Genomic DNA, 10,985 nt, shown 5'->3' on the forward strand with positions numbered 1-10,985 from the left:
TTCTTGCTCCGAAAAGGAGCAAAAACAGGCTGTTTTCCGCAAAACATATCCAGGTGCAACTTATTCTCACGAAACTGGTTGCACCTTATTTGCTTTGTTGAATAGCATTCGCGCCCAAGGTGCAACCACCTCAACGAGTCGGTTCATCGGCTGACGGCTTTCCTGGGGAAACGTCAGTCATAAATGCGCGGCACGCAGCTACGTCTACCTACTTCCAGTGGGTGGCCGTCTGACAGACCGCTGCTACATAAAAACAAAGCCAGGGCGTCACTCTTATGAGCGTTAGTAATCCAACCCTGATCACGTTCGTGATCTACATCGCAGCAATGGTGCTGATCGGCTTCATGGCCTATCGCTCCACCAACAACCTTTCCGATTACATCCTGGGCGGTCGCAGCCTCGGTAGCGTGGTGACTGCCTTGTCGGCCGGCGCTTCCGACATGAGCGGCTGGTTGTTGATGGGCCTGCCGGGCGCGATCTACATGTCTGGCCTGTCGGAAAGCTGGATCGCCATCGGCCTGATCGTCGGTGCCTACCTCAACTGGCTGTTCGTTGCCGGTCGCCTGCGGGTCCAGACCGAACACAACGGCGACGCCCTGACCCTGCCGGATTACTTCTCCAGCCGTTTCGAAGACAAGAGCGGCCTGCTGCGGATCATCTCCGCCGTGGTGATCCTGGTGTTCTTCACCATTTACTGCGCTTCCGGCATCGTCGCCGGTGCCCGCCTGTTTGAAAGCACCTTCGGCATGTCCTACGAGACTGCGCTGTGGGCCGGTGCTGCAGCGACCATTGCCTACACCTTCGTCGGTGGTTTCCTGGCAGTGAGCTGGACCGACACCGTACAAGCCACGCTGATGATTTTCGCGCTGATCCTCACGCCGATCATCGTGCTGCTGGCCACCGGTGGCGTCGACACCACGTTCCTGGCCATCGAAGCCAAGAACCCTGACAACTTCAACATGCTGAAAAATACCACCTTCATCGGCATCATCTCGCTGATGGGCTGGGGCCTGGGTTACTTCGGCCAGCCGCACATCCTCGCGCGTTTCATGGCGGCGGACTCGGTGAAGTCGATCGCCAATGCGCGTCGCATCTCCATGACCTGGATGATTCTGTGCCTGGGCGGCACCGTGGCGGTGGGTTTCTTCGGTATTGCCTACTTCTCGGCGCACCCGGAAGTTGCGGGCCCGGTCAACGAGAACCACGAGCGTGTGTTCATCGAACTGGCCAAGCTGCTGTTCAACCCGTGGATTGCCGGGGTACTGCTGTCGGCCATCCTGGCGGCGGTGATGAGCACCTTGAGCTGCCAACTGCTGGTGTGCTCCAGCGCCCTGACCGAAGACTTCTACAAGACCTTCCTGCGCAAAAACGCCTCCCAGCTTGAGCTGGTATGGGTCGGTCGCCTGATGGTGCTGGTGGTTGCACTGATCGCCATCGCCATGGCGGCCAACCCGGAAAACCGCGTACTGGGCCTGGTGAGCTACGCCTGGGCCGGCTTCGGCGCCGCGTTTGGTCCTGTGGTGCTGATCTCGGTGATCTGGAAAGGCATGACCCGCAACGGCGCACTGGCCGGTATCCTGGTTGGCGCGATCACTGTGATTGTGTGGAAACACTTCGAACTGCTGGGTCTGTACGAAATCATCCCAGGCTTCATCTTTGCCAGCCTGGCGATCTACTTCGTGAGCAAGATGGGCGCACCGACTGCCGGTATGGTCGAGCGTTTTGATGCTGCGGAAAAAGACTACAACCTCAATAAGTAATTCGCTGGGTGTTTAGCGCCAAGTGAGTTGAAAGAAAGGCCCGCGTCCTACGGATTGCGGGCCTTTTTTTGCGTGCGTTTTACGTCGGTCCGAAGAGGATTCAGACGCGTCTGTGTAGGGCTTTACTGATTTAGCGGCGACCTGCTCAGCCAGGGGGAGCCGTGATGCAGAATCGGTCCTCCACACCTAGCAGAGAAACACCGGATGTTCGCTCCTGCCAATCAAAGCGCCTTCACCCTGACCCTCGATGGGGAGCCCAGTGAATTCCAGGTCCACGGGTTCATGGGAGATGAATTCATCAGCCTGCCTTTTCGCTTTGACCTTGAGTTGGTCAGCGAACAGTCCGATCAAGACCTTGAGAGGCTGCTACACCGCCAAGCGTTCCTGGGGTTTGACGCCCATGGTCATGGGATTCATGGCCTGGTGTATCGGGTGGCGCAGGGCGATTCGGGCAGACGCCTTACCCGTTACCAGATCACTCTGGTGCCGCAGTTGGCTTATCTGGAACACAGCACCCATCAGCGGATTTTTCAGAAGAAAACGGTGCCCGAGATCATTGCGCAGGTATTGGAGGCTCAGGCTATCCAAAGTGATGCCTTTGCGTTTCAACTGAGCGGCAAGTATCCGCAGCGTGAATACTGTGTTCAGTTCGGTGAAACCGATCTGGAGTTCATTCAGCGCCTATGTGCCGAATCGGGCATTCACTATCACTTCCAGCACAACCCTGAGCGACACCTGATGGTGTTTGGCGACGATCAAAGTGTTTTTGCGCAGCCTGATCAATCCACGCCGTATTCGCCTGGTACCGGGATGGTTGCCGACGAGCCGGCGATCAAGCGCTTTATGCTGCGGCTGAAGACGCGTACCACTGGCGTGAGCCTGCGGGACTACGATTTCCAGAAGCCGGGCCTGACGTTGGAAAGCGAAGCATCCAGTCGGCTGCGGCCCTCCCTGGATGACCAGCGCTACCCTGGGCATTTCACGGATCGTGAGCGTGGCAAGTACTTGGCGCAACGACTGCTGGAGCGTCATCGCAGCGATTACTGTCAGGCCAGTGGCGCTAGCGACCAGCCGGCGTTGGTGACAGGGCAGTTCTTGAAGATGACTGGGCACCCGCGTCAGGAATGGAATGATTTATGGCTGGTTACCCAGTTGCACCATGTAGGGCACCAACCTCAGGTGCTTGAGGAGTCTGTGGGCGATGAGTCGCCTCAAGGCTACAGCAATGACTTTGTTGTAACGCCTTGGGACGTAGCGTTTCGAACACCTCTGATTATGTCTCGGCCTCAAATAGCGGGTTACCAGAACGCAGTGGTGACCGGCCCTGCCGACAGCGAAATCCATTGCGACGAATACGGTCGGGTCAAGGTGCAATTGGCGTGGGATCGCGATGGCGAACACAACGACCATTCCAGCTGTTGGCTGCGGGTTGCCAGCGGCTGGGCGCATGATCGTTATGGGGCGGTATTGATCCCTCGGGTGGGTATGGAAGTGCTGGTGGGCTTCGTCAACGGTGACATGGATATGCCGCTGGTCATGGGCTGCCTGCCCAATGCCGCCACCCAGACTCCCCTCGACCTTCCGGCGGACAAGACCCGCAGCATCTTCCGCAGCCAGAGCAGCCCTGGTGGGGGTGGCTACAACGAACTGCGCATCGAGGACCGCAAGGGGGCCGAGGAAATCTACCTGCGCGCCCAGCGGGATTGGACGCAGCACGTGCTGCATGACCTTCGGGTAAAGGTGGACGGTGAGTCGCATCACGAAATGCAAGGCGAGGAGCAGCGCATCATCCATGGCAACCGTCTGACCGACCTGAAGCAAGACGACCACTTGATGGTGGGCGGCTCACGGCAGGTAAGGGCAGGGCAGACCATCCAGATAGGCGCGGGGCAAAGCGTTGTGATCGAGGGTGGCGCAACCGTCACGATTCAGGCGGGCGGGCAGTCGATCACGCTGTCTACGGGCGGGATTTTCAGCAGTGTGCCGATCCAGCTTGGCAGCGCGCCCGCTGTTACGGCGGCGCCATTGACGCCTGGACTGAAGGAAACACTGCTGGCGGTGATTCCCGCTCCGCTCAGCCGCGTGCAAGTGGCCAGCCTGAAGCGCAGCGCGCCGTTTTGCGAGGAATGCGAGCGTTGCAAAAACGGCCAGTGCGGCCCCATCTGACTTTTAAAGGGACTTACGAAGATGCAGCAACCTATGTTGCCTGGTGAACAGATGTTTGCAGTGCTGGGCGCTGCCAGCGACGCCAAACCCCTTGAAGCCTGGCGGGCGCTCGCCGCCGGGGCCCCCCTGCACCCCGTTTGGGCCGGCACGGCCTATGCGGCATGGGACGAGGTCATGCCCTATGTAGGCATCGTCGAGCCGGGCAGTCCTTTCCTGGAATGGGCCGCCTCCACTGATGCCACGGATTGGGGGTGGTTGGCCCTATCGACCCACCCGCTAGTAACCGTGATTGCACACCTGCAAGGGCTGACCAAGGTGTACCTGCCCGATGGCCAGGAAGTGTTCTTACGGTTCTGGGATGGTGCTCAATTCCTGCCGATTCTTCAGCAGGCGGGCGATGAGCTATTGCCGGTTTTCCAGCGCTACGTGATCAACGGCCAGTCGCTGACTGTCGCCACCGGCCCAGTCACTGCCGCCAAAGCGAGCCCGTGGTGGCGAGTGCCTGCGCCGTTACTGCAACATCTGGCCGAGCAATCGCCGCAAACCCTGATCGATAACCTCCTGCAAGGGCTCGAAGAGCAGCGCCCCGACCTCCACACCGCGTTTATTCCGACGACCTTGCGGCACAAGGTCGCCTACTTCACGCGCCGCCGCGACGTCAGCCATCAGGGTTTGGCGGACTATCTGGCTTCAGAGTTGAGTTGAACCCAGCGCGCCCCTTCGACTTAAGCGCCGCCCGGCACACCGCACTGCACCAACGCCCGCGTAAAAGGTAAACTTCGCCCCCTGCGCAGGAGCAACCATGAATTATCGTCACGCCTTTCACGCCGGCAACCACGCCGATGTCTTCAAACACCTGACCTTGACCCGCCTCATCGCCCTGATGTCGCGCAAGGAGCAGCCGTTCGCCTACCTCGACACCCACGCCGGGATTGGCCTGTACGACCTGCAGGGCGACCAGGCCAACCGTACGGGTGAATACCTGGAAGGCATTGCGCGCCTGTGGGGCGAAAGCGACCTGCCGCCGTTGACCGATGATTACATGCGCGTGCTGCATGAGATGAACCCGGACGGCCAGTTGCGTTACTACCCCGGCTCGCCGGAACTGGCGCGACGCCTTACCCGCCCCCAGGACCGCGTGCTGCTCAATGAAAAACACCCGGAAGACGGCGTGCTGCTCAAGGACAACATGAAGGGTGATCGTCGGGTGAAGGTTCACCTGGGCGAAGGCTGGCATGTGCCGCGTGCCTTGTTGCCGGTGCCGGAAAAGCGCGCATTGATGCTGATCGATCCGCCGTTCGAAAAACTCGACGAGATGCAACGCTGCGCCGCTTCCCTCAAGGAAGCCGTGAGCCGCATGCGCCAGACCGTCGCCGCCATCTGGTACCCGGTGAAAGATCAACGCCTGTTGCGCCGTTTCTACCAGGACCTGGCCGGCACCGGTGCGCCGAAGTTGCTGCGTGTGGAATTGCTGGTGCATCCGCTGGACACACCCAACACCCTGACGGGCTCGGGCCTGGCGATTGCCAACCCGCCGTGGGGCTTGGAGGAGGAGTTGCGCGAGCTGCTGCCGTGGTTGTCCAAGCAGCTGGGTCAGACCCAGGGCGGGTGGCAGATGGATTGGTTGATCGCTGAGTAAATAGTTGCCTGTCAGGACACTATCGCGGGCTTGCCCGCGATGCTTTTGGCCTTAGATCGGGCAGGTCACGCCCGTGCCGCCAATCCCGCAATACCCCTGCGGATTCTTCGCCAGGTATTGCTGGTGGTACGCCTCGGCAAAATACACCGTCGGCGCTTCTTCGATCTCGGTGGTGATCGCACCCAGGCCAGCCTTGGTCAACTCACCCTGATAAGCCTCGGCGCTCGCCTGCGCCGCCGCCAATTGCTCCGGCGTGGTCGCGTAGATCACCGAGCGGTACTGGCTGCCGATGTCGTTGCCCTGGCGCATGCCCTGGGTCGGGTTGTGCAGTTCCCAGAACATCTTAAGCAGGTCTTCGTATTTCACCTTGGCCTGGTCATACACCACCAACACCACTTCGCTGTGGCCGGTCAGGCCCGAGCAGACTTCTTCGTAGGTCGGGTTCGGCGTATAGCCGCCGGCGTAACCGACCACGGTGCTGGCCACGCCATCGCGCTGCCAGAACCGGCGCTCCGCACCCCAGAAGCAGCCCAGGCCAAAGATCGCAAAACCGACGTCGTCCAGGAATGGACCCAGCAGTGGGTTGCCGTTGACGAAATGCGTTTCCGGCAGGTTCATCGGGGTTTCACGGCCAGGCAGAGCTTGTTCTTGAGTGGGCAGCACGTTTTTGTTCACCAGAATTTCCGAGCGCAAGACCATGATCAGTCCTCTCGTCAGGTTGAGTTAGCGGTAAAGATTCAGACAGCCAGTGTGCCCGAGTGTTACGGCGCTGTCAGGCGATTGGCCCGCGCGGGTAGCGTTTGAGCATCGCCAGCAGCTCTGCACCGGGGATCGGCCGGTCAAACAGGTAACCCTGGCCGACATCGCAACGATGCCGGCGCAGGAACGCCAGTTGCTCGGCGGTCTCGATGCCTTCGGCCACGACCTTGAGCTTGAGGTTGTGGGCCATGGCGATCACGGCCGAGGTGATTTCCATGTCGTCCTGGTTGTCCGGGATTTCGTGGATGAAGCTGCGATCGATCTTGATGATGTCGATGGGGAATTTTTTCAGGTAACTCAGCGACGAGTAGCCGGTGCCGAAGTCGTCCATGGCCAGGGTCAGGCCAAAGCTTTTCAGTTGATCAAGCTGCAGGCGTGTGTCTTCGGTGGCTTCCAGCAGCAGGCCTTCGGTGAGTTCCAGCTCCAGCAGGTTGGCCGGCAGCTGTTCTTCCTTGAGGATCGCGGCAATCGAGGCCACCAGGTCCGGGTCGGAGAACTGCTTGGGCGACAGGTTGATCGCCACCTGCAAGTTGCCCATGCCGCCGGCGCTCAGTTGCTTGCTCATGCGGCAGGCCTGGCGGGCGATCCATTTGCCGATGGGGATGATCAGGCCGGTCTCTTCCGCCACGCTGATGAATTGGTCCGGGCGGATCATGCCCTTTTCCGGATGGTTCCAGCGCAGCAGCGCTTCCATGCCCAGCAGGCGGCCGCTGCGCAGGCACAGCTTGGGCTGGTAGAACACGTCCAGCTCGTTCTGGGTGAGGGCGCGGCGCAGGTTGTTCTCGACGAATAGCTTGTAGCTGGCTTCGGCGTTCAGCGCTTCGGTAAACACTTGGACCTGATGCTTACCGTTGGCCTTGGCCTTGTGCAAGGCCAGGCCGGCGTTGCGCATCAGGGTCTGCGGGTCGCGGCCATGCAGCGGCGCGCAGGCCAGGCCCACGGAACCGGTGACGCTGATCAATTGGTTGTCGACGAACATCGGTTTGTCGAGCGTCGCCAACAACTGGCTGGCAACCTGCTGGCCGCTCTCCAGGTCGGTGTCATCGAGCAGCACCGCGAATTCGTTACTGGCAAACCGCGCCAGGCTACCACCGGCACTCAGGCTGTTGCGCAAACGCCGCGCGAGGCTGATCAGCAGCTTGTCGCCGGTCTGATGGCCAAGGCTGTCGTTGATGCGCTTGAAGTTGTCGATGTCCACCAGCAACAGGCTGATCGGGCTGTCGCTGTCGCGGGCAAAGCGTTCGTCGAGGTTGCGGATGAACGCCGGGCGGTTGCCCAGGTTGGTCAGGTTGTCGGTGTAGGCCAGGCGCTCGATGCGCTGCTGGGCCAGCTTGGTCTGGGTGATGTCTTCGTAGATGCCGATGTAGTGGGTCAACTCGCGGTTGTCGCCATACACCTTGGAGATCGACAGCTGGCCCCAGTAGGGTTCGAGGTTTTTGCGCCGGCTCTTGAATTCACCCTGCCAGCTGTTGCTCTTGGCCAGGCTCGACGGCGCATCGAACAGCAATTCACTGAGGTTTTCCAGCGCCGGCAACTGGGCCAGGCGGTGGCCGTGGACCTCTTCGGCGCTGTACTGGGTGATCGCGGTAAAGCTCGGGTTGACGTACTCGACTATGCCGTCGCAATTGACCAGCAGAAAGGCGTTGGCACTTTGCTCCACGGCGCGCTGGAACAGGTGCAGGGCGCTGGTCGCGGTACGGCGGTTGTGGTTGTTGATGACCTGCGCGAACTGATCGGCCAGCTCGCCGGCAAAGGCGATTTCGTCAGCCTGCCAGGCGCGGGTGCTGCCGCTTTGTTCCAGGCACAGCACGCCCACCACATGGCCGTCGACGCGAATGCTCGCGTCGAGCATGGCGTGAATGTCTTTGTCGCGCAGGCTGTCGGCCATTTCCCGGGTGCGTGGATCGCGCAGCGCATTGGTGGCGTCGATCGCCCGGCTGCTGTGCAAGGCTTCCAGGTAGTCCGGGAAGCAGCTGGCATCGATGGATTCAGGCAGGTGGTGCTGCTCGTCGGCGCGGTGGTAGGCCGAGATCGGCACCAGGCGCTGACCTTCGAGGTTCCAGATGCTGGCGCAGTCAATCTGGTAGATATCACAGGCACTGCGGGTGATCAGCTCGGCGGCTTCTTGCAGCGAATTGTTAGCTGTGTAGCGCTGGCGGGCCAGCAGCAGGATCAGCTCCTGCTGGGCGCGCACCCGCTCCAGGTGCTGCAATTGTTCCTGCTGGGCGCGCTGGTTGAGCTCCAGGGCGATCTGCAGGCGGCTGTTCTGGTTCTCCAGGTCTGCCGTCGGGGCAGCGGTGGGAATCTCGCTGAACAGGCCGTCGACCACCATCAAGTAACCGCGCAGCAGGTGGCGATTGTGTTGTTTGTAGGCCTCGCCCATCTCCAGCAGGCTCAGCGGCCCGCCGCTGGTGTGCAGGGTGTAGCGCACCAGGTAATGCGGGCTCTGGGTCAGTTGCTGCTGGATGGTGTCGTGCAGTTGATAGCGTGCCTGGGGCTCCATCAGGCTGGCGTAGGGCGTGCCGATCAAGGCACACAGCTCGACCGCCGGCAGGCCGAATTGGCGTTCGCAATTGGGGTCGAGGTAAAGGAGGGCCCAGCTTGCCTCATTCAGCCGCTCGAAACGCAGCATACCGAGGCGCGAAGGCACCGGTAACTGCGTCACTACCTCGGCCGCCATACGGGCGACATCGGGTTGGCTTTTCATGGGGGAAACTCACTTGAAATTACGCGCACGGCGCCGGGCTCACGCCCTCTTTTCTGTTGCCTGCGGCAAGGTTGCATCATGCGGCGCGGGCTGACAAGAGAGGATGAAGGCTAAGTGCTATAAGGGTGTTATCGGCCGCGAAAGGGATTTCTGCAATCGGGGTGATGGAAGGTGTACAAGCCTGTTTTTGTTGTCCAACAAACCGGCAAAAAAAGCCCCGCCAAGTGGCGGGGTTGAGGTACGAGCGTGGCGCTCGAAAATCGGTGCAACCAGGCGTCCCGGGTGAACGGGAGGCCTGTTCGTGCTTACAGCAGGATGGTGCGGATGTCGTTCAGCAACTGGCTCAGACGCTGGGTGAAGCGAGCCGCAGCAGCGCCGTTGATCACACGGTGATCGTAGGACAGCGACAGCGGCAGCATCAGCTTCGGCTGGAACGCTTTACCGTCCCACACAGGCTGGATGGTGGCCTTGGACACGCCCAGGATCGCCACCTCCGGCGCATTGACGATTGGCGTGAAGCCAGTGCCGCCAATGTGGCCGAGGCTGGAGATGGTGAAGCACGCGCCCTGCATGTCGTCCGGGGTGAGCTTCTTGTCGCGGGCCTTGGCAGCCAGTGCAGCGGCTTCGGCAGCGAGTTGCAGCAGGCTCTTCTGGTCGACGTTCTTGATGACCGGTACCAGCAGGCCATCCGGGGTGTCGACGGCAAAGCCGATATGCACGTATTTCTTGCGGATGATCGCCTTGCCGCTTGGCGCCAGCGAAGCGTTGAAGTCCGGCAGTTCCTTGAGCAGGTGCGCGCAGGCTTTGAGCAGCAGCGGCAGCACGGTCAGTTTCACGCCGGCTTTTTCGGCCACGGCTTTCTGCGCAACGCGGAAAGCTTCCAGGTCGGTGATGTCGGCCTGGTCGAACTGAGTCACGTGCGGGATGTTCAGCCAGCTGGCGTGCAGACCGGCCGCGCCGATTTGCATCAGGCGGGTCATCGGCACTTCTTCGATTTCACCGAAGCGGCTGAAGTCCACGGTACGGATCGGCGGAATGCCCGAACCACCGGTAGCAGCGCCAGCAGCCGGAGCTTCCTTGGCTTTCTGCATCATGGCCTTGACGTAGACCTGCACGTCTTCCTTCAGCACGCGACCGTGAGGGCCGGTGGCCGACACAGCGTTCAGCTCAACGCCGAACTCACGGGCCAGCTGACGCACGGCAGGCCCGGCGTGAACCTTGGCACCGCTTGGCGCAGGTGCGGCAGCAGCAGGGGCCGGTGCGGCCTCGGCTTTCGCAGCAGGTGCCGGCGCAGCAGCCGGTGCAGCTTCAGCCTTGGCGGCTGGAGCGGCGGCCGGGGCTGGCGCGGCAGCAGGTGCAGCGCCTTGTACTTTCAGCTTGAGGATGAAGTCGCCAGTGCCGACTTCGTCTTCCAGCTTGACCGCGATGCTTTCCACCACGCCGGCAGCCGGCGAAGGGATTTCCATGGAGGCCTTGTCGGACTCCAGGGTGATCAGCGACTGGTCGGCTTCGACGGTGTCGCCGACCTTGACCAGCAGCTCAATGATCTTGGCCTTGCCCGACGAACCGATGTCCGGGACGTGAATGTCCTGGACGCTGGCAGCGGCAGGTGCAGCAGCTGGGGCCGGAGCGGCCTCGGCAGCCGGCTTTTCAGCAGCAGGCGCAGGTGCAGCAGCGGCAGCAGGCGCCGCCGCAGGGGCCGCATCAGCGGCACCTTCGATTTCCAGTTCCAGCAGTTCGTCGCCTTCTTTCAGGCGGTCGCCCAGCTTCACTTTCAGGCTCTTGACCACGCCGGCCTTGGGAGCAGGGATTTCCATGCTCGCCTTGTCCGATTCCAGGGTCAGGATGCTCTGGTCGGCTTCGACGGTGTCGCCGACCTTCACAAACAGCTCGATTACTTCACCTTCACCGCTGCCGATGTCAGGTACGCGAATGAGTTCGCTCACAAAAAATC

The 10,985-nt window shown here is 61.2% G+C and carries 7 protein-coding genes; 4 read left to right on the forward strand and 3 right to left on the reverse strand.

From position 1 onward, the window contains the following. Positions 1 to 275 precede the first annotated feature (275 nt). From putP to rlmJ, 4 genes are all read left to right on the forward strand, one after another. Positions 276 to 1,760, forward strand: a complete 1,485-nt coding sequence (gene putP / locus H096_RS09360; RefSeq protein ID WP_033897796.1) for a sodium/proline symporter PutP — start codon at positions 276 to 278, stop codon at positions 1,758 to 1,760. Between the two features lie 204 nt (positions 1,761 to 1,964). After that, positions 1,965 to 3,926, forward strand: a complete 1,962-nt coding sequence (locus H096_RS09365; protein ID WP_033897797.1) for a type VI secretion system tip protein VgrG — start codon at positions 1,965 to 1,967, stop codon at positions 3,924 to 3,926. A 21-nt stretch (positions 3,927 to 3,947) separates the two neighbouring features. Next, complete coding sequence (locus H096_RS09370) at positions 3,948 to 4,631, forward strand: DUF4123 domain-containing protein (RefSeq protein ID WP_033897798.1); 684 nt, start codon at positions 3,948 to 3,950, stop codon at positions 4,629 to 4,631. Positions 4,632 to 4,728: 97 nt separating this feature from the next. Beyond that, positions 4,729 to 5,565, forward strand: a complete 837-nt coding sequence (rlmJ, locus tag H096_RS09375) for a 23S rRNA (adenine(2030)-N(6))-methyltransferase RlmJ (RefSeq protein WP_033897799.1) — start codon at positions 4,729 to 4,731, stop codon at positions 5,563 to 5,565. 51 nt (positions 5,566 to 5,616) lie between these two features. Here the strand turns inward: rlmJ and msrA are convergent, their stop codons facing one another. The 3 genes from msrA to aceF form a co-directional block, all read right to left on the reverse strand. Beyond that, positions 5,617 to 6,264, reverse strand: a complete 648-nt coding sequence (msrA, locus tag H096_RS09380; protein ID WP_033897800.1) for a peptide-methionine (S)-S-oxide reductase MsrA — start codon at positions 6,262 to 6,264, stop codon at positions 5,617 to 5,619. Between the two features lie 73 nt (positions 6,265 to 6,337). Beyond that, positions 6,338 to 9,031 carry a GGDEF and EAL domain-containing protein gene (locus tag H096_RS09385; protein WP_033897802.1) on the reverse strand — a complete coding sequence of 898 codons (2,694 nt, stop codon included), beginning with the start codon at positions 9,029 to 9,031 and terminating at the stop codon, positions 6,338 to 6,340. Between the two features lie 305 nt (positions 9,032 to 9,336). Then, a complete protein-coding gene (gene aceF, locus H096_RS09390) occupies positions 9,337 to 10,977 on the reverse strand; it encodes a dihydrolipoyllysine-residue acetyltransferase (RefSeq protein ID WP_033897803.1) in 1,641 nt (546 codons plus the stop codon). Positions 10,978 to 10,985 lie beyond the last annotated feature (8 nt).

Origin of the sequence: Pseudomonas sp. FH1 (genome assembly GCF_000510895.2) — a bacterium.
Lineage (GTDB): Bacteria > Pseudomonadota > Gammaproteobacteria > Pseudomonadales > Pseudomonadaceae > Aquipseudomonas > Aquipseudomonas azotoformans_A.

Excerpts from the sequence above, each read along its gene's own strand:
- H096_RS09385 (WP_033897802.1), bottom strand. The coding sequence starts at position 9,031 with ATGAAAAGCCAACCCGATGTCGCCCGTATGGCGGCCGAGGTAGTGACG.
- H096_RS09365 (WP_033897797.1), top strand. The coding sequence starts at position 1,965 with ATGTTCGCTCCTGCCAATCAAAGCGCCTTCACCCTGACCCTCGATGGG.
- putP (WP_033897796.1), top strand. The coding sequence starts at position 276 with ATGAGCGTTAGTAATCCAACCCTGATCACGTTCGTGATCTACATCGCA.
- H096_RS09370 (WP_033897798.1), top strand. The coding sequence starts at position 3,948 with ATGCAGCAACCTATGTTGCCTGGTGAACAGATGTTTGCAGTGCTGGGC.
- rlmJ (WP_033897799.1), top strand. The coding sequence starts at position 4,729 with ATGAATTATCGTCACGCCTTTCACGCCGGCAACCACGCCGATGTCTTC.
- msrA (WP_033897800.1), bottom strand. The coding sequence starts at position 6,264 with ATGGTCTTGCGCTCGGAAATTCTGGTGAACAAAAACGTGCTGCCCACT.